We start from the raw sequence: 22,644 nt of genomic DNA, 5'->3' as shown, positions 1-22,644 counted from the left end.
CATTCTACTTACTTTGTACTGTTTGAACAATAAAAACAGTGCCATATGAATACAATATCAGCATCACACGAAAAAAAAGTAGTCCGCAGGCTCATCACCAACGGAAAATTAATCCAGATCGACAAGATTCTGGAAGATGGTTATATCATCATTGAAAATGATAAGATAACTGCTATCGGCACAGGCCATCCGTCATCGGATGATATCGATGAAATCATCGATGCTGACCAGCAGTATATATCTCCCGGGTTTATTGACCTTCATACACATGGAGCCGGAGGTGCCGATTTCATGGACGGTACGGTAGATGCTTACCTGACCGTAGCCAACACACATGCCCGCTACGGTACAACCGCCCTTTTACCCACCACGCTGACCTGTCCTGACGAAGAGCTCTTCCACACATTTGAAATCTACCGTCAAGCAAAAAAACAAAACACGAAAGGTGCAAAGTTTCTGGGCATTCATCTGGAAGGTCCGTACTTCGCCTATAGCCAACGTGGTGCGCAAGATCCCGCCAATCTGAAGGCACCGACTCCCGAACATTATACCAGCATATTGAATGCCACTGACGATATCATTCGTTGGAGTATAGCACCCGAACTCGACGGTGCCCTCTACCTGGGTAAACTATTGAAAGAAAAACAAATAATTCCATCCGTCGGACATACGGATGCCATTTGCGAAGAGGTCATGGAAGCCCATAAGGCCGGATACTCCCTGATGACGCACCTCTACTCAGGTATGCAGACCGTTACCCGCCGGAATGCACTCCGTTATGCGGGCGCTGTAGAAGCCGCTTTCTTACTGGAAGATATGGATGTAGAAATCATTGCCGACGGCATTCACCTCCCCAAAAGCCTGCTTCAACTTATACATAAATTCAAAGGAGCAGACAGAATAGCATTGGTTACCGATTCCATGCGCGGCGCCGGAATGCCGGAAGGGGTATATAAATTAGGAAGTTTAAAGGAAGGACAAACTGTAATGGTAGAAGAGGGAGTAGCCAAACTACTCGACCGAAGTGCTTTTGCCGGCAGCGTGGCAACTGCAGACCGTCTGGTCCAGACAATGGTTCAATTGGCAGAAGTATCCTTAACAGATGCAGTAAAAATGATGACGGCAACGCCTGCCCGTATTCTTCATATGGAAAATAGAATCGGTTCTTTAGAAGTAGGAAAAACGGCAGATATTCTTTTATTCGACAATCAGATCAGGATATCACGTACCATCATAAACGGACAGACGGTTTACCAGGCATAACTTCTTTCCAGACATTATTTCCGGCCTCTCCATTCTGACGCATTTTGAGGATTTTATTTCGCAAGATGGGAGAAAATGAATAATTCATCCTTTTACTTTTGTCGTATTGAGATCCATTAAAAATTAATCAGTATGACAACGAGACGCAGTTTTATAAAAAAAGCAGTAACCGGTACGGCTATGTTATCATTCGGTGGCGTGTTGCCTGGGTTCAGTGCAAAAAGTTATGCAAACATAGTAGGAGCAAACGACCGGATCCTGATTGGTTGCATAGGAGTAAACTCCCGTGGAGCCGCTTTAGCCCGGAATTTTGCCAAGCAAGAAAACTGCATCGTAAAACACATTTGCGATGTTGACTCCAGGGCTTTAGACAAGTGTATCGCAGAAGTTACAAACATCAGCGACACAACTCCGAAAGGATATAAAGACCTGCGTCTTATGCTTGAAAAGAAAGACTTGGATGCTGTAGTAATAGCAACTCCGGATCATTGGCACGCCCCGGCAGCCTTACTGGCAATGAAAGCCGGAAAGCATGTTTACCTTGAAAAACCATGCAGCCACTCTCCAGAAGAAGGCGAAATACTGATCCAAGCCGCACAAAAATACGACAAGGTCGTACAAATGGGAAACCAACGCCGTTCATGGCCCAATGTTGTGGAAGCGATCAATGAGATCAAAGCCGGAACAATAGGAAAAGTTTATTTCGGCAAATCATGGTATACGAACAACCGTGCCCCTATAGGCAGAGGAAAAGAAGTTCCCGTCCCCGACTGGCTCGATTGGGACTTGTGGCAGGGACCGGCTCCACGGACAACCTACAAGGATAATATCGTTCATTATAACTGGCACTGGTTCTGGCGATGGGGCACCGGTGAAGCCTTAAACAACGGAACCCATATGATAGACCTGCTACGATGGGGTATGGAAGTGGACTACCCGACTTCCGTGCAATCCACGGGTGGACGTTACTATTATCAAGACGACTGGGAAACTCCTGACACACAAGTGATCAGTCTGAATTTCGGAGACAAAAAGTCAATGATCTGGGAAGGACACTGTTGTAATGCTTTTAAAATAGAAGACAATTCCGTCGGTGCACTTTTCTACGGGGAGAAAGCCAACCTGCTGATCGGAGGAGGTAATTATTACAAAATCATGGACCATAAAAACCAAATCATCCGCGAGGTGGAAAGTAAAATACAAACCGATCCCCGCAACCGGATGGATCCGGCGCAGCAATTGGATGCAATCCATATCCAAAACTTCTTCGATGCAATCAAAAAAGGAGAAAAGCTGAATGCGGGAATAGAGTCCGGACACATAAGTACATTACTCGTCCAGTTAGGGAATATAGCCCAGCGTTCAGGAGAAAAACTGGAAACAGGTCCGGCTAACGGACATATCAGAAACAAACAAATTGCAGATAAATACTGGGGAAGAACTTATCAGGAAGGATGGGAGGTAAAATTATGACAAACAATCATCATACAACAGAAAAAAGGCAAGTCATAACAGGAATCATTATCATCGGAATTGTATTCTTTATCATCGGCTTTGTATCATGGGTTAACTCAATACTGATCCCTTACTTCAGGATTGCTTGCGAATTGACAAATTATCAATCATATTTTGTCACATTCGCTTTCTATATAGCCTATCTCGTCATGTCGATTCCGGTTGCCTATCTATTAAAAAAGACGGGATACAAAAAAGGGATGATGTACGGCTTCTTTTGTCTGGCCGCAGGCGCATTGCTATTTGTACCCGCTGCGCTGGACAGAACATACTGGATATTCCTTATCGGTCTGTTCACGATGGGTACAGGATTGTCGGTTCTGCAAGCTGCCGCAAATCCATATATCACGATCATCGGTCCTATTGAAACAGCAGCCCGGCGCATCAGCATAATGGGTGTATGCAACAAGTTCGCCGGAATCGTTTCACCTATTATCTTTGCTGCAGTCGTGTTGGGGAAAAGCCAGAATATCCTGACATCCGTCGAATCCGGGCTCCTCAACGGCATAGAAAAGGAAGCAGCACTCGATGAACTTATACGTGGAGTAATACTTCCTTACAGCATACTTAGCCTCATCCTTCTCACAATCGGATTGTTTATCTATAAATCAAAATTACCGGATATCAACCCTGAAGAGGAGAATGAAGAGGTAGCAACCGCCAATTGCGGAAAAACCTCCGTCTTTCAATTCCCCTACCTGCTACTCGGCGTATTGGCCCTGTTCCTGCATGTTGGGACACAAGTCGTGGCTATAGATACGATCATCAGTTATGCAGGTTCTATGGGCGTAGGACTTTTGGACGCCAAGTTCTTTCCTTCCTATACGCTTGGAGCGACAATTCTGGGTTACTTGCTGGGAATCCTGTTAATCCCGCGTTTTATATCCCAGAAAAATGCATTGATCGTTTGTACAGTTTTAGGGTTAATCCTCTCTCTAGGAGTAATTCTCGCCCATACGAATATTTCCCTATTGGGACACAATGCAGGTTTATCCATCTGGTTTCTGGCTTCCCTCGGTTTACCGAACTCTTTGATATATGCAGGTATCTGGCCCCACGCCATCCGGAATCTAGGGCGTTTCACCAAAATTGGTTCATCCATGCTAGTTATGGCATTGTGCGGAAATGCCATCCTTCCCCTTGTTTACGGCAAACTGGCAGACATAACTTCTTTGCAAACCGGATATTGGGTATTGATACCTTGCTATTTATATCTAATATGGTATGCCGTCTGGGGATATCGCATCGTAAGTTGGTCATCAAAAGTATAAATACAAACACCAACTTCCTATAGCCTAATAACAGTTTCTTCCTAATGAAACTTATGTTTCACCTAAGAGGAACAAATGTTTCACCAGTATGAAACAAATGAAACAAACGGAAAGATCACGTTAGCTAACAGTATAAATCAAAAATAATCAATATGATAAATTTAAAAAAGAACAAGCTTACTGTACAGGTATTCTCTGACAGGCAATCTATGGGAAAGAGTGCGGCATCGGATGTTGCGCAAGCTATATGCAAATTATTAAAAGAAAAGGAAGAGATCAATATGATCTTTGCTGCCGCCCCCTCGCAAAATGATTTCTTGGCAGCACTCATTGCCGATAAATCGATCGAATGGAACCGTATCAATGCTTTCCACATGGATGAATATATCGGATTGAAACCCAATGCTTCGCAGGGATTCGGTAATTTCCTGAGTGAGCATATATTCACGAAAGTAGCCTTCAAACAGGTCTATTATATACAAATGAAGAAAGACGGTTTTGAAGCCGAATGCGAACGCTATACCCGCCTGCTGTCAGAACGAGCGATCGATATCGTTTGTATGGGAATAGGAGAAAACGGACATCTCGCCTTCAACGATCCGCATGTAGCCGATTTCAACGACAAAGACTGGATGAAGGTAGTCGATCTTGCCCCCCAATGTAGGGAACAGCAAGTGCACGACGGCTGTTTTCAATCTCTCGACGAAGTTCCCACACAGGCATTCACGCTCACCATCCCGATCCTGATGTCTGCCGCATATACATTCTGTATCGTTCCAGCCCCCACAAAGGCAGAGGCTGTTTACAATACCTTATATGCTCCTCTATGCGAAAAGTATCCCTCTACAATCCTGCGCGATAAAGAAAACGCCCGGTTATATCTGGATATGGACAGCGCTTCGCTTCTACCTGTAGAAATACAAGAAAATAATTAACGAATCCCTAAAAAGAACAGCTTATGAAACGTAATGTATTATTACTGCTCATTATTCAGTTTCTTGCCATAACTTCACTTCACTCGCAAGAGATCATCCGGTTAGGCATTATCGGACTGGACACCTCTCACTCCGAAGCTTTTATCAAATTAATAAACGGAGAGAACCCACAACCGGATTATACGGGTTTCAAAATAGTAGCCGCCTATCCATACGGCTCCAGGACCATCGAATCCAGTTATAGACGCATTCCCCAATATACGGAAGCAGCCCGGCAACACGGAGTCCGTATAACTTCATCGATCGCGGAGCTTCTGAAAGAGGTAGACTGTGTATTGCTGGAAACAAATGACGGGACTTTGCACCTCGAACAGGCAAAGGAAGTGATAAATAATGGTAAACCCCTATTCATCGACAAACCGGTTGCTGCACGGTTGTCCGATGTACTGAGTATCTACGGAATGGCAGAAAAGAAACAGGTTCCCATTTTTTCATCATCGGCATTGCGCTTTTCCCCCCGGAACCTGGAATTAAGAGCCGGAAACGGCCCGGAAGGGAAAGTCGCCGGTGCAGACTGCTACTCTCCCTGCACGAACGAACCCTCACACGCCGGATTTTTCTGGTATGGAATTCATGGAGTAGAAATATTGTATACACTAATGGGGACCGGATGTAAATCTGTCTCCTGCATCTCGGACGAAAGCGCGGGCCTGGCTGTCGGACTATGGAACGACGGAAGAATAGGAACCTTTCGCGGGCTACGGAACAGTGCACATACATACGGTGGTACGGCAATCTGTACAAAGAAAGTTGTACCCGCAGGAGGATATGAAGGTTACGAAGGGCTGTTGAAGTCCATCCTTACTTTTTTCCGCACGGGCATAGCACCTGTCAGTAAAGAGGAGACGATCGAGATATACACATTCATGGAAACAGCCAATGAAAGTATCCGACAAGGCGGTAAGCCTGTGAATACAAAAGACATTTATGAAAAAGCATTATCCTCAGCAAAGGATTAGGAAGTTTATTAATCTTAAAAGTACGATGGTATGAAAAAAATCAACAATGCAAAAAGACTGGTATTAAATCTATTAATTATGGCCTTCCTATTTATGACCATAGTACCGGTTTTCGCAGAAGAAACAACGAACAACACTTCTGCTATCGAGCAAAAGCAAACAGTAACTGGAACCGTCACCGATAACAATGGTGATGCAATACCTGGCGTAAATGTAATGGAAAAAGGGACTACCAACGGAGTGATAACCGATGTCAATGGCCAATACACCATAAGCGTAACGAATGGAAATTCGATACTGGCTTTCTCCTTCATCGGATACGTCACCAAAGAAGTTCCTGTAAAAAAACAAAAGACCATTAATATCTCCCTAGCGGAGGAAGTATTAAATCTGGAAGAAGTAGTCGTTGTGGGCTATGGTGTCCAAAAGAAAAGAGACCTGACAGGTGCAGTGACCCAGGTAAAGGCTACTTCACTGGAAAAGGAACGTCCGGCTACCGTACAAGACATATTGAGAGCAAATGTTGCAGGGTTGAATATCGGACTCGACAACTCAGCCAAAGGAGGCGGTAGTATGGAAATTCGCGGAAAACGCTCCATCAAAGCCAGCAACGAACCCTTATTGGTTGTAGACGGTATTATTTACTACGGCAGTCTCGATGAGATCAACCCCAATGATATCGCCCAGATCGACGTCTTGAAAGATGCCAGTTCGGCTGCCGTATACGGAGCGAAATCAGCCGCCGGTGTCGTGCTGATTACAACGAAAAAAGGAGCAGCCGAAAAACCCACCGTTCAATTCAATGCCAGCGTAGGTATCGCAACTCTGGCAAAGAAGATGGACGTTTACAGTCCCCAGGAATACCTGGCCTGGAGGGAAAATGTACAGGAAAGTATTTTCGAAGATCATAAACCTGGCGAGTTCTCGAACCCGAACAATCTTCCGGCAGGAGTAACCCTGGAAGATTGGATCTCCTACCGCCCCACCACCGGCAATTATGAATACGATTGGCTGGTTCGACTGGGACTGTTCGAACCGGAAATCGATAATTATTTCGCCGGAAGAACATTCGACTGGTACGATGAGACTTACCAGAAAGCATTTCGCCAGGACTACAATGTCAATATCTCTGGAAAGAAAGATAAAGTAAGTTACTACTGGTCATTAGGATATCTTAATAATGAGGGTATCGTTATCGGTGATAAATACAAATCCTACAGAAGCCGCCTGAAACTAGATTTCGATGTCACCAGCTGGTTCTCTGCCGGAGTGAACGTGCAATATTCTTACCGCGACCAGGGAGCCATTCCACGTAGTGTAAACCAGATATGGGCAAACACTCCTTACTCCACTCCTACTGATCTGGATGGTAATCCAATGCTTTATCCGACAGGAATTGACAACGCAAGTTCCATCAACTCAGCCTACAATGATTCATTTATCGACCGTTCTGCCATACGTAATTCCTTTACCGGGACAATGTATGCAAAGATCAAATTGCCATTCGGTATCTCATACCAAGTGAATTTCTCTCCGCGCCTGTTACTGTACAATTACAGGAACCACCGTTCGTCACAGCATCCCGTATGGAAATCTTTCGGGGGAGATGCCGAACGAAGAAGTGAAATGGCATATAACTGGCAGGTGGACAACCTTATTCGTTGGGAACATACCTTTGCAAAAAAACATCAGGTGGAAGTCACTTTATTACAGAATGCCGAGGAAAACCAAGCCTGGCAGGAGATACAGACTACCCAGCAATTCGCACCCAGTGACGTATTGGGATATCATCGGATGCAGGCAGGTACAGTCCCCGCCATTTCATCCAACGACACCAGAAATACGGGAGATGCCCTGATGGGCCGTGTGTTTTACTCATTCGACAAGAAATACATGCTTACAGCCTCCGTCAGACGTGATGGTTACTCTGCATTCGGTGTATCCAACCCACATGCCACCTTCCCTTCCGTTGCCCTAGGATGGGTGTTTACAGAAGAACCGTTTTTCAAATTTTCTGCAATGGATTTCGGTAAACTCCGTGTCTCATGGGGTAAGAACGGGAACAGGGATATCGGTATGTATGCAGCTTTGGCAGAAATGAATACCGACCAGTATCTATACCAGACGCTAAACGGTAATATTAATTTATCGAACTCTGTATATGTAAAAACAATGGCAAATAAAAACCTGAAATGGGAAACGACGAGCTCCTTTAACTTCGGTCTCGACTTCGGTTTTCTCGACAGCCGCATTTCAGGAAATATCGATGTATACAAAATGACGACCTCCGACTTACTGATTAACCGCAGTCTGACAGAAACGATCGGCTTCGGCGAAGTAATGGCCAACCTGGGTGAAGTACAAAACACCGGGTTCGAGATCGCTTTGAGAACGCTCAATATCGATAACAGGAACTTCCAGTGGAATACCACCTTCAACTTTTCCCTGAACAGGAACAAAGTAAACCATCTATACGGTGATTACGAAAACATTCTGGATGACAACGGAAATGTAGTCGGCCGGAAAGAGATGGACGATATCAAAAACGAATGGTTTATCGGGAAGGATATCAGTTCTATCTGGACATATAATGTAACCGGTGTATGGCAGGAAAACGAAGCTGAACAAGCCGCAGAGTACGGTCTCCGACCTGGCGACATGAAGATCAAGGATGTGGACGGTAATAAAATTTACGATAACAATGACAAGGAATTCATTGGCTACAAGACCCCACGTTTCCGTTGGACCCTCCGTAATGAGTTCACCCTGTTCAAAAACTGGAACCTCTCTTTTATGCTCTATTCATATTGGGGACATAAGGCTCCTTACCAGCGTGCAAAACATTTTGAAGCAGGTACACTGACAAAAACAAACTACTTCAAAATTCCATACTGGACTGCCGAGAACCCGACAAACGAATATGCCCGCCTGTATTCGGATGATAAAAATATCGGTGCTAATTTCTATCGTTCTCTGTCATTCATCCGCCTGGACAATATTTCGGTCGGCTATACCGTACCCAAATCATTCCTGAATAAATTCCATATCGAAGGTATGAACATATATGGTACGATCAAGAATGTAGCATGCTGGACCCCTGACTGGGAATATTATGATCCCGAAGCCTATGATCCGGAGAACCCGAACACAGTAAGCAGTACCAACCGTACTTATACACTGGGCATTAATGTAACATTCTAATATTTAACTCAATAACACTATTCAGTCATGAAAAAAATAATATATGCAGCACTGACAACAATACTTCTGGCTACAAGTTGTAGCGAATCCTGGTTGGAACCGGATCCACTGTCATTCTATTCACCGGGCAATACGTTGATCAATAAAGAAGGTATGCTGAGTTCTATCACCTCCTGCGACCGTCTGTTGCGTGAAGAGTTTGTGGGGCAGCACTCCCCTATACTTACCGCTATGATTTTTTCGGAACAATGTGTATTAGGAACAACAGATATCTCCGGACCTGCTCAGAACCTGAATGAGAAAATTCTACCGACAGCCAACAATAACTGGGACCAGACAAATCGTATGTACTGGTACTGGACGAACGATTATCTGGGAATACGTTATGCCAATACCGTTATAACCCGAATAAACGATGCAATATACAGTTCCGAAGCCGAACGCAACAACATTCTGGGTATGGCTTTATGGCACAGAGCCTTCCGGTATTACCGTCTCTGCATGTTATTCAATGATATACCGGCTATCTTCACAGAAGTGGAAACACCAGTCACCAACCTCTGCTCTGTTGAACGCGACGGCATACTGAAGAAGATCAAGTCGGATATGGAGTTCGCAGCTCAATGGGTTGCGGAAAACAATGACAGGGGACGTGTCTCCAAAGGAGCCTGCTACCACCTTCTGGCAAAGATATGCCTGACGCTGGGTGAGTTCGATGAAGCAATAAAAGCTACCAGTTCCATTATCGATGACGGACGCTATAGCCTAATGACCAACCGTTTCGGTATCGATGCCTCTGATAATTCCAAAAATGTTCTTTGGGACTTACACCGCCCACTGAACAAAAACAGTACGGAAAACAAGGAGGTATTATTGGCTACACTCGACCGCTACGAATATCAAACAGCCAAATCCTCCCAAAAAACATTGTCAATGCGTAACTTCGTTCCATTCTGGGCCAATACGACCAACCGTATACAAACTCCCGACGGGAAACCAGGTATGTCCGACAAACGTTTAAAGGAACCCGAGCTGGATTATAACGGTATTTATGGCCGTGGAATCGGACGTTGTCGCCTGACCTGGTATAGTTCGAATGGAGTATGGGACGATGGCAACGACCTGCGTCATACTCCCGGTAACTGGATGAAAATGACCGATCTCGTCTATAACAATCCGGATCTCAAAGGAACTCCGTATTACCACCAACCGATACGTTTATGGAGCGACGACGGACAGCTATTATGTATCGACACGCTAAGAAACTGGGGCGAATGGGCTCATTACAAATTATACATTGAAGAACCTGACGCAGCCACAGCCGCCCAATATAACGGAGGTTATTCGGATATGTACATCATCCGTCTGGCTGAAACTTACCTATTACGTGCAGAGGCTTATCTATGGAAAGACGACCCCACTTCGGCAGCCCGCGATATAAATGCAGTACGTACCCGTGCTGGTGCTGCTCCGTTAAATGTTGGAGAAATAAATATGGAAACCCTGTTGGACGAACGTACCCGCGAACTGCTATACGAAGAAAATCGCAAGATCGAGTTAACCCGTATTGCATTGTTATATGCAAGAACAGGAAAGTCCGATTACAAAGGAAGGACCTACAGTATGGCCACATTGTCACAAAATAACTACTTTTACGACCGGATTATGGATAGAGGGAACTTCTATAACAAAGGGGTGAAAGCATTGAATGGGGCAGAATTTAAAATGAGTCCTTACCATATCTGGTGGCCGATACCACAGAACGATATCGACGGTAATTCATCCGGGCGAATCAATCAAAACCCCGGATATACAGGAGCGGAGTTGAATATAACACCATTGGCGGAAGTTCCGGAAACCGGCTTATCTACTCTATAAATATCAAATTATAAACAATCATGAATATGAAAAACATATCAACAAGTCCTATACATAGCCTGAAGTACATATGTATACTGATACTGCTTACCTTCGCGTTATGTCCATCTGTTTATTCATCGCCTAAGGCGATGAATAAACAGGATTTCACTGTCAAAGGTTTCCACATTGATCTCCGTTGCGAGGTAATGACCATGCCTGCTCTGAAAAACTTTGCTAAAGAACTAGCTGGCTTCGGCATCAACACAATCATTATGGAATGGGAAGGTTCCTTTCCTTACGACAAACATGCGACCATCTCCAACAAATATGCCTATACACGTGAAGAGGTAAAGTCGTTTATCACCTACTGTACTTCCCTCGGTATCGATGTAATCCCACTGCAAAACTGTTTTAGCCATTCCGAATACATTCTCCGCCACGACCGATATACTCACCTGAGAGAAGACAGGAAAGAGGTATCACAGGTATGCCCTTTAAAAATAAACGAATGCAAACCCATATTCACAGAAATATTCAAGGATATGGCCGAACTTCATCCTTCCCGTTATTTCCATATCGGATGTGACGAAACCTACTTGTTAGGCAGTTGCAAAGCATGTGCTGAAAAAGTACAGAAAGAAGGCAAGTCGAAGCTCTTTGTCGATTACGTAAAGGCAATGTGCGAAATTGTCAAATCAATGGGAAAGCAACCTGTCCTTTGGGCAGATATCATCCTGAAATACCCAGAAGCACTGAATGAATTGCCTAAAGATATTATCTATGTCGACTGGAATTACGGCTGGGACCGTAATCATTTCGGGAATCTGGACAACCTGTTCAATGCCGGAGTGACTTTCTGGGGAGCCCCATCCATCCGAAGCCATCCGGATAATATCTATCTGACACAATGGGAAAAGCATTTCAACAACCAGAAAACATTTATACCTTATGCCCGTCAAGTCGGCTATCAGGGAATGGTCATGACTTCCTGGTCCACATCCGGAACTTATGGGTTCAGTTACGATACCGGCTGGGAAGTCATCGAAATGTTTCCTGTCAGATATGTATATCCGTTATCAGGCTTCCGAATCCTGGTTGCAGCCTACGGAGAATCTCTAAAAAACAACACACCTATCGACCCGCAAACATTTGTCGTTAAATACGGGCAGGAACGTTTTGGTTTTACGCCACAAGAAAGCGAAATACTGTGGCAAGCACTGAAAGCACCACAGGAAACTGTCATTCGAGGAAAAGATCCCAAAGGGAAATCTGTCCAAGAGATGAAAACTGATGCCATTGCCGTGCAAAGACAATTATCTGCACTGCAACCGAAAAAAAACAATACAGAATTCGAGCATCTGCGTCTGATGAACGATATACGCGTACAATACCTAAGTTTTAAGGAGATAGAAAACAGATACCAGTCAGATCGGTTTGAAAGGGGGAGTGCTAGAACATTCTTGAAAGAACTGGAACCGCTAATCCGGGAAGCAAAGATGCTGGACAAACGTTTCCTCACCTTGAACAAAGGATTTCTACACGACGAAGAGATCGCAGAAATAAACCGTACACGCAATGAGAAATTATATACGGTGTACGAAACACTGAATAGAATCGTAAATTAAACCTTATTTCCTATGGCTTCAGAAGATGGATTAACCAGACGTAATTTCTTGGCTGGCATAGCGACTATGGGCCTGGGCAGCAGTATTGGCTCCGGTTTACTGCTCACCTCCTGTTCGGATAAGGAAAAACAGATTCCTTTGCATCCCGTCGACGAGCTATATATACCGGAACTTCCGGACAAAGCAATTGACGGAAAACCGATAAAAGCGGCATTAATAGGTTGCGGAGGGAGAGGTATCGGAGCAGCTTTCAACTTTTTAGAGGCAGGAGATGATCTGTCAATAATGGCTTTGGCGGATCTTTTCCCGGATAAACTGGAAGCAGGACGGCAACGACTAAAAACAGGGAAAAACGTGGATATCCCTGACGAATTATGTTTTACAGGCTTCGATGCCTATCAGAAGGTCTGCGAGCTACCTGTCGATCTTGTATTGATAGCTTCTCCCAACTGTTTTCACCCCGAACAGATGAAATATGCCATAGAAAAAGGGAAACACGTCTTTGTCGAAAAACCGGCAGCTATCGATCCGGTGGGTTACCGTACCTTTCTGGCAGCAGCTAAACAAGCTGTAAACGTAGGTCTCAGTATCTTACCCGGCACACAGTACCATTTCGACCGCCCATTTGTCGCTTCCTTCCGGAAAGTGCAGGAAGGAATGATCGGACGGATCATATCTGGATATGTCTATTACCACACGGGACGCGACCAGTACATCGTACGCCATCCCAAATGGACAGATATGGAATACATGATTCGCGCCCATTTCAACTGGAACTGGGTAAATGGTGACCAGATCAGTAATATGCTGGTTCATTGGATCGATGTATTTAACTGGTTCTCTATGTCTAAACCGATAAACGTCATAGCTTATGGCTCCAGGATACGTAAAAATATCGGGAATGTATACGATAACTTCAGCATGCATTTTGAATACGAGAATGGGGTCACATTAGATGGCATGGTACGGAGAATCGATGGTTGCGACAACGGAGCCGGTATCATCATCCACGGAGAGAAAGGCTCCTGGCACAGCAGTGACTTTTCCATCCGAAACAGGAACGGAGAAGTGATCTGGCAATACGACCGTGAAGAAGCAAAAGCAAAGTTCAAAGTACATGATATGTACACGCTCGAACATATCATGCTGATAAACCATATTCGGGAAGGGAAAGTACTGGATATAGCAGAAACAGCCGCTACGTCTGCCCTAACCGCTGTCATGGCACGTGAATCAGCCTATTCAGGAAAAAGATATACCTGGGAACAAATAATTTCTTCACCACTGAATACGTTGCCAGAAGAAATTGCGCTGGTCAATGTAGACTTGAAAAAGTTTGAAATACCTCTTCCTGGCATTACTTTTACAAAAGACGAATAACCGGTTATCGAATAGATGAATTAAGGAAGAGACTGCCCCCACATTACCGGACAGTCTCTTTCTCTTCTGTGTTAAAGATCAATGCTCCCCTGTCGCACCATCTTTGCTCAACACGATATTCCTTGCCACATACGATTCATTGCCGGCTGCATCGGTGCAATAGACCATCAGGTGGTAATTTCCTTCCTTTGCGTTGGCCGGTATCTCGATCTCGTGATGGTGGATATGCGTATTCTTCTGGCCTGATACGTCCCATGACCTGTTGAATGCGAAAGCGACCGTTTCATCTGCTGCCGCCTTCGTATGGTCGTGTCCGTCGAAGTTGTTATGTATCTCCACCTTATAGGAACCGAGCATCACATCGTCCGACAGATCCATTTCAAAATGGATGGTAGAACCGGGCTTCAACATCGCTCCCTCTTCCGGTTCGATCAGGTTGATGACCGGCTTCGTCGTGTCGCCATCTTTTTCATCGTCCGAACATGATACAAACAAGGCAGATACTGCCAGAATACTTACTATCGATAGATAAAATGCTGTTTTCATTTGAGTAATTTTTTAAATGGAATCTTTATTAAAATCTGGAAGTTACGTCCCGGTTCCGGGATCTCTACCTTCCGGTAAAAACTGAGGTGATTGTAATATTTCGTATTCAGTAAATTCCGGGCAGACAAGGTTACCTCTACATCCGTGCTTCCCACAGGAATACGGAAACCGGCACCCAGATGCAATAATTGCGCACCCGGCGTAGGGTCTTCATTCCGGGCTACCCGGTTCTGATCGGCTATATACTGATGCTCCGCATAGAAACGCAAACGTTTCTTTTCCCACGAAAGCGTGTTCCGTAAAGAACCCGGAGGGGAGAAACTAAGCGGTATATGCTCGTCGCAGTTGTAGGTATAGACATATTCGCCACCCAACTCGTAAGTGAAATGCAACGGTAAGTCCACCTTCGCCGAGATTTCTCCCCCGGCAAACAGGGCTTCGGCTCCCGTATAGCGGTAGATCTGTCCCGCATGAGGAAGCACAGACCATTCACCGGTCGGTTTCAGATAGATATAGTTGCTGAACCAACTGGCAAAGGGCGATATAGTTACCGAAAAGAACTTCCCGAAAAAGGAGTAAGCCATATCCAGTTGCCAGCCCCGCTCGGAGTCGAGGTCGGGATCACCCTGCTCATGGCGGAAAGTACCGTGATGCACGCCATTGGATGCCAGCTCATTCGCTCCCGGCAAACGGAAACTGTGACCGACATTCACTTTCAGAAGATGCTCCTTTGCCGGCGACCAGACGATACCCAATGAACCGGAGTAATCGCCGAAGCTCCTGTCTACGGCATGGCTGCGAACCTTATTCATATCTATGACTTCCTGGCTATATCCTTGTTCCTGAAGATAAGTGGCGAGATAAGCGTCCGTAAAAGGACTGATATCGGTTTTCCCAATATCATAACGCAACCCGCCGCTGACCGAAAATACATCCGTCGGCTTATAGGTAGTCAGCCATGAAAGGCCTGTTGTAAAACGGGTATATTCCGGCAGCAGGAACGAATAACCCGAAATGGTATTCCGCTGATACTGTAAATCCCATCCGGTACTATGATCCCACACCTGAGATCCCGTAAACCGCACCTTCACTCCCGAACTAAACGTATTCAGGGTAAAAGCCAGCTCCTTATCCGGATCTTTGTCAGGCACAGGCTGCGTGCCGTAATGGGTATGGAACTGGCTCCATTCCTCCCGGTGGTTATTCTGGTAACCCAGATCCCACTGAAGCAACAGCTTCTCCCACGCATACTCCTGGTGGGTAGTCGCTTTCAGGTGGTTTACAAAACTATACGGCAACTCTATATTCCGTGAACTGCCGTCGTCCTGCACCCGCGACGGATCAGGAATACCATGAGCCCCCGGAAAAAAACCCACCTTCTGATAAGCATTGCTGACTGCATAGTTGCCCATATAACGCTCCTTCCGGTACTGAGTGAAGAGACTTGCGTCGCGCTCAAACCCGGCGGTATTCTTCAGCCGGCGGTTATAGACGGGAATCTTCTGTGTCAGGTAACTGATCGTATCCGTCGGGATACGGTAATCGCCGAAATGCTGCTCCGAATAGCGCAGCTTCGTATACCAGCGGTCTTTCTTTACACCGAGCATGAGAGAACCACCGAACAAGCCGTTGACCGACTTGCCCAGCAGATCGACTTCGCCGAACACCTGATCGTCGAACGGAGGAGCCGCCTGTGTGATCTCCACCACGCCGCCCATCGCATCGCTCCCGTACAAGAGCGAAGCCGGCCCTTTCCTTATATTAACCTGCTCCACATTGAAAGCATCTATTTCGAGCCCGTGATCGGCACCCCATTGCTGCCCCTCCTGCTTGATGCCGTTCTCCGTAACCGATACCCTGTTGAAACCCATACCACGAATCACCGGCTTGGAAAAGCCGGAACCGATATCCATAGAATGAACCCCGGGAAGTTGTTCCAGAGTCTGCATCAGATTGCCGGAGAAATGCTCTTTTAGAAACTCTTTCCCAACCACATCCAGATGAAGCGTCGTATTCTTATTCCGCAGATACTGGAAATTTTCAGTAACCACGATCTCGGAAAGCGACACATTGCGGAGTGAATCGGGATCTTGGGCATGAAGGGTACATACATGACATACCGCAAGCATACCCGGAATTATTCCGATACGCATAAATACAATCTGTTTAATTTAGAAAATAATGGATTTAATATGTATCAGGCTACCGGCGGAGCACGGAGGTTAGGAGAATAAGAAAGCTGGAAAGCCTTCCCATTCGGGGTAGTCATGCGCTCGACAGGACTGAGCGTCAGTATAAAATGTAAATCAAGTGAATGCGACTCAAGGAAAGGGGACAGGAAGAAATTACAGATCAGACAGTGGTCGGGATGCTGCGAATGGGTATCCCCTTTTTCGGTATGTGAAGCAGTGCAGCAGGTCGTCTCTTTCAGTTCATGCCGGTGCGCGATCTTCACGACGAAGAACGGAAGCATGACCAAAAGCAATACCCACGCCAGGAATACTTGTTTTCTTCTTTCTGCCTTCACAAATGGTTCCACTAGAATGATAAATAACCTTATTGCCGCGACAAATATATAGATATTCTCTTTCTGTCCGTAATCATTAGATGCTAATTATTGCCAATAAACAAGAATATCTTACTTTTGTGTGGCAAATACAAAATGTGAAATGCAGATAATACCCAAAGCTAATACCTTGCGCAAAAGCGTACTCTTATACCGGGGCATACGGTACCGCCGCGGTTACGGAGTTCATTCACCATTCGTATTCAACCTGATAACGAAGGTGATTGAGGAACGTTGCTCGTATTATAGCTTTTACGATATAGAGCTGATCCGGAAACAGCTTCTTTTCCGCGACGATGTCATTGCCTATCCCGACAGGCAGCAGAAAGGGAAGTTGCGCCACCGTACGGTCGGAGAGATAGTGGAGCGCGAAGCGATCAAGCCTAAACACGGGGCTTTGCTCTTCCGGCTGGCAAACTATTTCAAATCGCGAAACATACTGCAACTGGGTTCGTCGATGGGATTATCCACCCTCTACCTGACCTCGTATGCCCCCGGACTGAAATGTATCGCCCTCGAAAACGTACCGGAGTTTGCACCTATCGCCCGGATCGCCTACGAAAAAGGAGGCCACAACCCGGTCGACCTGCGCATCGGGTCTAATAAGGAACTGCTTCCACAAGCACTGGAAGACCTTAAACAAGTGGATTTTGTATTTTTTAATACCTTATATGAACAACCTGATAACGTTTGGTTGTTTAATGAATGTACGAAGTATGCACACGACGGCTCTCTCTTTGTTTTTGAGGGAATCAAGGCCAATCAGAAAATGAGGGAGTTCTGGAAGGAAATCTGTGCGCGTCCGGAAGTAACGGTAACGATCGACCTCTATTCAATGGGGATCGTATTCTTTAATAAGAAACTGCATAAACGGAATTATATCGTCTACTTCTGACGGCGGGAACAGAAAAGAGAGTGTTGAAAATTAAAAAAAGAAGTATATGAAGAAAAGTATTATTTACACCGGAGGCGGAGACAAGGGTAAAACCTCTCTCGTAGGAGGCCAGCGGGTATCGAAAGCGCACCAGCGCATAGAAAGTTACGGAACGATCGATGAACTGAATTCATTCATCGGGTTGCTTATCACTGCCCTCGACGACCAGGCGGATATCGACTTCCTCTCTTTCATCCAGCATAAGTTATTCACAATCGGTTCCTACCTGGCTACCGATCAGGAAACAACCGAGCTGAAGATAGAAAGCAAAGTCACCCCCGAGAGCATCACACGCATCGAACGCGAAATAGACCGTATCGACAGCGAACTGCCCCAGATGAAAAACTTTATCCTTCCCGGAGGAAGCCGTTCCGCCTCACTGGCACATGTCTGCCGCACAGTCTGCCGTCGTGCAGAGCGCCAGATCTACCGCCTGGCCGAAACAAATCCGGTAGAAGAGCCTGTACTTATTTTTATCAACAGACTCTCTGATTATCTGTTTGTTCTGGCCCGGAAAGAGTGTATAAAGAATAATGGCAAAGAAATTATTTGGGATTATACTTGCATCTAAGAAATATTGTTTTATTTTTGCGGAAAATTTGAGAACCAAACTGCCTTCGAGGCAGTTGTTAATACTAGACAACTATGTATTGGACATTAGAGTTAGCTTCAAAACTGGAAGACGCACCCTGGCCTGCAACCAAGGACGAATTGATTGACTATGCACAACGCTCCGGTGCGCCACTGGAAGTAATTGAAAACTTGCAGGAAATGGAAGACGAAGGCGAGATTTACGAATGTATGGAAGACATTTGGCCTGACTATCCAAGTAAAGAAGACTTTTTCTTCAATGAAGAAGAATATTGATGTGCTGTAAACACAACGTATTGAAATAAAAGCGAGGTGGTGGGCTCTAACGGTTCCCTGCCTCGTTTGTTTTTTTGTGCGAAATACAATTTATGCCTTTTCGCCGCGTTATTGTAGGGGTGAAACTTCTTTCACCTCGTTAGTTATAGTTAAATGAAGAGAGTCTTCCTGTTTATTATTGCATTGATTACCTGCACGGTCAGCGTGCGGGCACAGGATGATGTGCAGTTAAGCCAATACTTCCTGGGTATGGGGTATTACAACCCCGCCTATGCCGGAACGACAGGAGATTTGAACATGCTCGGCTTCTTCCGCCAGCAATGGATCGGGATGCCCCAGGCCGGAACTTCCTTCTTTGTGATCGCCGATATGCCCCTGACATTCGGAAAGACAAACCACGGTATCGGACTGGTAGTCAACACGGAAAGTATCGGGCTTTACCAAAACACGAAGGTCGCCTTTCAGTATGCCTATAAGCAGAAACTTTTCGGTGGGACATTAAGTGTCGGACTGCAGGGAGGCATCTTCAATAAAACTTTCGACGGGACAAAGGTATATATTCCCGAAAGCGACTACCACCAACTGGAAGACGAAGCCATTCCCCGTACATCCGTACAGGCTATGGCACTCGATGTGAATGCCGGCGTTTACTATACCCACAAGCATTTCTACGTCGGTTTCGGAGCAACCCACCTGACCGCCCCTGAAATGCAATTTGAAGAAAATGCCTATACCTACCTGTCTACAGGATTAAATTTGACAGGTGGATACAATATTCAATTTAATAATCCGTTGTATGAATTACAGCCTTCTGTATTTCTAAAAACGGACATGCAGACGTTTCAGGCGGACATTACCGCCCGAATGGTATATAATAAAATGTTTAACGGAGGTCTTTCCTGGCGTGTGAATGAATCGGTAGTAGTATTATTGGGAGCCACATTCGGCAGATTTCAGGTTGGATATGCTTACGATTTCCCTACCACGGCGATATTAAAGGCAAGTACCGGTAGCCACGAAGTAGTAGTACGGTACCAGTTGAAGTTGAAGAAGACAAAAACAGGAAAGAACAGACATAAAAGTGTACGTATATTATAGTATATGAAAAAAGTATTATTAGTACTTATGGCAGTAGCCTTGCTTACCTCATGTGGTAAATCCCTTTCCGGAGCGGGAGGAGAAGTTACCGGGGTACGGTCAGTGGCTTTTAATGAACCCTCGCCTTATGGCATGGTTCTGATCAAAAGAGGTTCGTTCGAAATGGGCCCGGCAGACAAAGACTCGTTGTGGGGGATCAATCCCGAAACAAAGGGAGTTTCGTTTGACGCTTTCTGGATGGACGAAACAGAAATAACCAACGCCAAATACCGTCAGTTCGTCTACTGGGTACGCGATTCTATCATCCGCGAACGCCTGGCCGACCCTGCTTTCGGTGGCAACGATCTGTTCAAGATCACCGAAGACAGATATGGCGAACCTGTGACTCCGCATCTGGACTGGAGCCGTCCGATCCCCTGGAAACGGGCCAACGAAGACGAGCTACGCGCCATCGAGAGCGTTTACTATGTGCACCCGATCACCGGCGAGAAACGTCTGGACGAAAAGCAGATGGTCTACAAGTATGAGTGGTACGACTACACATCAGCCGCCCTCCGCAAGAACCGTCTCGATCCGGGCGAACGCGTGCGTAACACCGATATCCAGGTCAACCCGAACGAGGTGATCATGATCTCGAAGGATACGGCCTACATCGACGACGACGGCAATATCATCAACGAAACCCTCACCCGTCCGCTGAGCGGCCCGTGGGATTTCCTTCACACCCGCTTCGTCAATGTCTACCCGGATGAAACCTGCTGGGTAAACGACTTCAACAATGCTTACAACGAGCCCTATATGCGCATGTACTTCCAGCACCCGGGATATGACGATTATCCTGTAGTAGGTGTTTCCTGGGAACAGGCTACCGCATTCTGCGTATGGCGCACCGATATGTTCAAACAGTCGTTGAACTTCCCGTCCGGACAAGCCATCGAGCCGTTCCGCCTGCCCACAGAGGGTGAATGGGAATATGCCGCACGTGCCGGTAAGAACGAGAACAAATATCCCTGGTCGACCGACGAGCTGCAAAACTCCAAAGGTTGTTTCATGGCCAACTTCAAACCCGGAAAAGGAAACTATACGGAAGACGGCCACCTGATCCCTTCACGGGTAGGTTCCTTCGCCCCGAATGAATTCGGCCTGTTCGACATGGCCGGTAACGTGGCGGAATGGACGTCTACCATGTATTCGGAATCAGGTCCGAGCCAGATGAGCGATATGAACCCCGACCTCCGTTACAATGCGGCGAAGGAAGACCCCTATGCCATGAAGAAGAAAGTGGTACGCGGCGGTTCATGGAAAGATGTCGCACAGTTCATCCGTTCGGATATGCGTACGTTCGAATTCCAGAACGAAACACGTTCATATATCGGTTTCCGTTGCGCACGTACACAAGTAGGGTTCTCCCGTTCAAAAGGTAAAAAATAATATAAGAAACATACAACATTATGGGAAAATATAGAAGATATAAAAACAGAATTGAGATGTTCCTTTCCAGCGATATGGGAAAGAGAGTACTGAATTTCTGTTACAGCTGGGGAGCATCTATCGTTATCATCGGTGCAATGTTCAAATTGCTGCACTTGCCTTATGGTAACCAGATCCTGTTTATCGCCATGACTGTGGAAGCACTGGTATTCTTTATCTCTGCGTTCGAACATCCTTCAAACGAATATCACTGGGAAGAAGTATTCCCGGTTCTGAAATCGAAGAACCCGATGGATCGTCCCGACTTTGCAGGAACAGGCATGAGCAATCTGATCAATTCTCCTGAAAACCAGGAAGACGATAATACTGCGACAGGCATCAACATCAACGTCGGCGGCGTCAAAAAAGCAGGTATCGCAGGCGACCTCGGCGGAGCTTCCGTCCTGAGCAACCTCGACGTCAGCGAAGAAGACACTAAGAACCTCTCAGAAAGCATCAAGAAACTGAGCGGTGCAGCCGAACAGATCTCGAAGATGGCGGAACTGACCGAAGCCACCCAGAAATACCTGGAACAACTGTCGGGCATGTCGGAAAACATGGAACGTTTCAGTCATGTAACCAACTCACTGACCGACGTTTCGGACACGCTGCTTAACTCTTATAAGAGCATCACCGACAACTCGGACGGTATCAGCCAGAACTCACGCGGCTACGTGCACCAGATGGAAACACTGAACCGCAATATCTCCGGTTTGAACACTATCTACGAAATACAATTGAAGAGTATCAGTTCACAGATCGAGTCGATCGAACATATCAACGGCGGCCTGAACCGCATCCGCGAAATGTACGACGGTTCGGTAACCGACAGCTCGGTATTCCGCAACGAAACGGAAAAGATGACCCGTCAGCTGGCCGAACTGAACCAGGTATACAGCCGTTTGCTGCAAGCTATGACTGTCAATATGGGTGGAGCCCCTGCTTACCAGCAACCCGCACCGCAACCACAGCAGCCGCAGCCTAATTACCAGCAACAGCAGACTGCCTATCAGCAGCCGTACCAGCAGCCGTACGGATACCAGCAGCAGCCTCCGTATACAAACAATCCTGGCCAGCAACAAGCCGGTAGATAA

The 22,644-nt window shown here is 46.0% G+C and carries 18 protein-coding genes; 15 read left to right on the top strand and 3 right to left on the bottom strand.

Annotation, left to right across the window (positions count from 1 at the left end):
- Window positions 1–45 precede the first annotated feature (45 nt).
- The 9 genes from nagA (at window position 46) to HMPREF1212_RS22535 (ending at window position 14,069) form a co-directional block, all read left to right on the top strand.
- Window positions 46–1,263 (top strand): N-acetylglucosamine-6-phosphate deacetylase, encoded by a 1,218-nt coding sequence (gene nagA, locus HMPREF1212_RS22575; protein ID WP_046151175.1) that lies wholly within the window; start codon window positions 46–48, stop codon window positions 1,261–1,263.
- Between the two features lie 132 nt (window positions 1,264–1,395).
- A complete protein-coding gene (locus tag HMPREF1212_RS22570; RefSeq protein WP_046151174.1) occupies window positions 1,396–2,736 on the top strand; it encodes a Gfo/Idh/MocA family protein in 1,341 nt (446 codons plus the stop codon).
- Window positions 2,733–4,049, top strand: a complete 1,317-nt coding sequence (locus HMPREF1212_RS22565) for a sugar MFS transporter (protein ID WP_046151314.1) — start codon at window positions 2,733–2,735, stop codon at window positions 4,047–4,049. The genes HMPREF1212_RS22570 and HMPREF1212_RS22565 overlap by 4 nt, the downstream gene beginning before the upstream one ends.
- A gap of 143 nt (window positions 4,050–4,192) precedes the next feature.
- Complete coding sequence (locus HMPREF1212_RS22560) at window positions 4,193–4,984, top strand: 6-phosphogluconolactonase (RefSeq protein ID WP_046151173.1); 792 nt, start codon at window positions 4,193–4,195, stop codon at window positions 4,982–4,984.
- Between the two features lie 23 nt (window positions 4,985–5,007).
- Complete coding sequence (locus HMPREF1212_RS22555) at window positions 5,008–6,003, top strand: Gfo/Idh/MocA family protein (RefSeq protein WP_046151172.1); 996 nt, start codon at window positions 5,008–5,010, stop codon at window positions 6,001–6,003.
- A 30-nt stretch (window positions 6,004–6,033) separates the two neighbouring features.
- A complete protein-coding gene (locus HMPREF1212_RS22550; RefSeq protein WP_232430186.1) occupies window positions 6,034–9,204 on the top strand; it encodes a SusC/RagA family TonB-linked outer membrane protein in 3,171 nt (1,056 codons plus the stop codon).
- A gap of 27 nt (window positions 9,205–9,231) precedes the next feature.
- Complete coding sequence (locus HMPREF1212_RS22545; RefSeq protein WP_046151171.1) at window positions 9,232–11,082, top strand: RagB/SusD family nutrient uptake outer membrane protein; 1,851 nt, start codon at window positions 9,232–9,234, stop codon at window positions 11,080–11,082.
- Window positions 11,083–11,108: 26 nt separating this feature from the next.
- On the top strand, window positions 11,109–12,689 hold the full coding sequence (locus HMPREF1212_RS22540) for a beta-N-acetylhexosaminidase (RefSeq protein ID WP_198293297.1): 1,581 nt from the start codon (window positions 11,109–11,111) through the stop codon (window positions 12,687–12,689).
- A 12-nt stretch (window positions 12,690–12,701) separates the two neighbouring features.
- Complete coding sequence (locus HMPREF1212_RS22535; RefSeq protein ID WP_046151170.1) at window positions 12,702–14,069, top strand: Gfo/Idh/MocA family protein; 1,368 nt, start codon at window positions 12,702–12,704, stop codon at window positions 14,067–14,069.
- A 78-nt stretch (window positions 14,070–14,147) separates the two neighbouring features.
- On the opposite strand, the gene HMPREF1212_RS22530 is transcribed toward HMPREF1212_RS22535, so the two are convergent.
- From HMPREF1212_RS22530 to HMPREF1212_RS22520, 3 genes are read right to left on the bottom strand one after another with little or no spacing between them, the layout of a single operon-like run.
- Window positions 14,148–14,615, bottom strand: a complete 468-nt coding sequence (locus tag HMPREF1212_RS22530; protein ID WP_046151169.1) for a DUF4625 domain-containing protein — start codon at window positions 14,613–14,615, stop codon at window positions 14,148–14,150.
- Window positions 14,612–16,768, bottom strand: coding sequence for a TonB-dependent receptor (locus HMPREF1212_RS22525; protein WP_046151168.1), 2,157 nt, complete (start codon window positions 16,766–16,768; stop codon window positions 14,612–14,614). The genes HMPREF1212_RS22530 and HMPREF1212_RS22525 overlap by 4 nt, the downstream gene beginning before the upstream one ends.
- 44 nt (window positions 16,769–16,812) lie before the next feature.
- Window positions 16,813–17,154, bottom strand: a complete 342-nt coding sequence (locus HMPREF1212_RS22520) for a hypothetical protein (RefSeq protein WP_198293296.1) — start codon at window positions 17,152–17,154, stop codon at window positions 16,813–16,815.
- Between the two features lie 130 nt (window positions 17,155–17,284).
- Here HMPREF1212_RS22520 and HMPREF1212_RS22515 point away from each other — a divergent pair, with 130 nt between their 5' ends.
- From HMPREF1212_RS22515 to gldL, 6 genes are all read left to right on the top strand, one after another.
- Window positions 17,285–18,076 (top strand): O-methyltransferase, encoded by a 792-nt coding sequence (locus HMPREF1212_RS22515; RefSeq protein WP_046151166.1) that lies wholly within the window; start codon window positions 17,285–17,287, stop codon window positions 18,074–18,076.
- A 46-nt stretch (window positions 18,077–18,122) separates the two neighbouring features.
- Window positions 18,123–18,686 (top strand): cob(I)yrinic acid a,c-diamide adenosyltransferase, encoded by a 564-nt coding sequence (locus HMPREF1212_RS22510; protein WP_028730279.1) that lies wholly within the window; start codon window positions 18,123–18,125, stop codon window positions 18,684–18,686.
- Window positions 18,687–18,760: 74 nt separating this feature from the next.
- Window positions 18,761–18,982 carry a DUF2795 domain-containing protein gene (locus HMPREF1212_RS22505; protein WP_005633363.1) on the top strand — a complete coding sequence of 74 codons (222 nt, stop codon included), beginning with the start codon at window positions 18,761–18,763 and terminating at the stop codon, window positions 18,980–18,982.
- 153 nt (window positions 18,983–19,135) lie between these two features.
- A complete protein-coding gene (locus tag HMPREF1212_RS22500; RefSeq protein WP_028730278.1) occupies window positions 19,136–20,080 on the top strand; it encodes a PorP/SprF family type IX secretion system membrane protein in 945 nt (314 codons plus the stop codon).
- Window positions 20,081–20,083: 3 nt separating this feature from the next.
- Entirely contained in the window at window positions 20,084–21,511 is a 1,428-nt protein-coding gene (locus tag HMPREF1212_RS22495; protein WP_046151165.1) for a T9SS ring complex lipoprotein PorK/GldK, read from the top strand.
- Window positions 21,512–21,531: 20 nt separating this feature from the next.
- Window positions 21,532–22,644, top strand: a complete 1,113-nt coding sequence (gene gldL, locus HMPREF1212_RS22490) for a type IX secretion system motor protein PorL/GldL (protein ID WP_232430185.1) — start codon at window positions 21,532–21,534, stop codon at window positions 22,642–22,644.

The organism is Parabacteroides sp. HGS0025 (assembly GCF_000969845.1).
Taxonomy (GTDB): Bacteria; Bacteroidota; Bacteroidia; order Bacteroidales; family Tannerellaceae; genus Parabacteroides; species Parabacteroides gordonii.
This window is presented reverse-complemented; position numbering and strand designations above follow the sequence as displayed.

Excerpts from the sequence above, each read along its gene's own strand:
- HMPREF1212_RS22535 (WP_046151170.1), top strand. The coding sequence starts at position 12,702 with ATGGCTTCAGAAGATGGATTAACCAGACGTAATTTCTTGGCTGGCATA.
- HMPREF1212_RS22510 (WP_028730279.1), top strand. The coding sequence starts at position 18,123 with ATGAAGAAAAGTATTATTTACACCGGAGGCGGAGACAAGGGTAAAACC.
- HMPREF1212_RS22555 (WP_046151172.1), top strand. The coding sequence starts at position 5,008 with ATGAAACGTAATGTATTATTACTGCTCATTATTCAGTTTCTTGCCATA.
- HMPREF1212_RS22530 (WP_046151169.1), bottom strand. The coding sequence starts at position 14,615 with ATGAAAACAGCATTTTATCTATCGATAGTAAGTATTCTGGCAGTATCT.
- HMPREF1212_RS22505 (WP_005633363.1), top strand. The coding sequence starts at position 18,761 with ATGTATTGGACATTAGAGTTAGCTTCAAAACTGGAAGACGCACCCTGG.
- HMPREF1212_RS22515 (WP_046151166.1), top strand. The coding sequence starts at position 17,285 with ATGCAGATAATACCCAAAGCTAATACCTTGCGCAAAAGCGTACTCTTA.
- HMPREF1212_RS22540 (WP_198293297.1), top strand. The coding sequence starts at position 11,109 with ATGAAAAACATATCAACAAGTCCTATACATAGCCTGAAGTACATATGT.
- HMPREF1212_RS22565 (WP_046151314.1), top strand. The coding sequence starts at position 2,733 with ATGACAAACAATCATCATACAACAGAAAAAAGGCAAGTCATAACAGGA.
- HMPREF1212_RS22570 (WP_046151174.1), top strand. The coding sequence starts at position 1,396 with ATGACAACGAGACGCAGTTTTATAAAAAAAGCAGTAACCGGTACGGCT.
- HMPREF1212_RS22545 (WP_046151171.1), top strand. The coding sequence starts at position 9,232 with ATGAAAAAAATAATATATGCAGCACTGACAACAATACTTCTGGCTACA.
- HMPREF1212_RS22525 (WP_046151168.1), bottom strand. The coding sequence starts at position 16,768 with ATGCGTATCGGAATAATTCCGGGTATGCTTGCGGTATGTCATGTATGT.
- HMPREF1212_RS22495 (WP_046151165.1), top strand. The coding sequence starts at position 20,084 with ATGAAAAAAGTATTATTAGTACTTATGGCAGTAGCCTTGCTTACCTCA.
- nagA (WP_046151175.1), top strand. The coding sequence starts at position 46 with ATGAATACAATATCAGCATCACACGAAAAAAAAGTAGTCCGCAGGCTC.
- gldL (WP_232430185.1), top strand. The coding sequence starts at position 21,532 with ATGGGAAAATATAGAAGATATAAAAACAGAATTGAGATGTTCCTTTCC.
- HMPREF1212_RS22550 (WP_232430186.1), top strand. The coding sequence starts at position 6,034 with ATGAAAAAAATCAACAATGCAAAAAGACTGGTATTAAATCTATTAATT.
- HMPREF1212_RS22500 (WP_028730278.1), top strand. The coding sequence starts at position 19,136 with ATGAAGAGAGTCTTCCTGTTTATTATTGCATTGATTACCTGCACGGTC.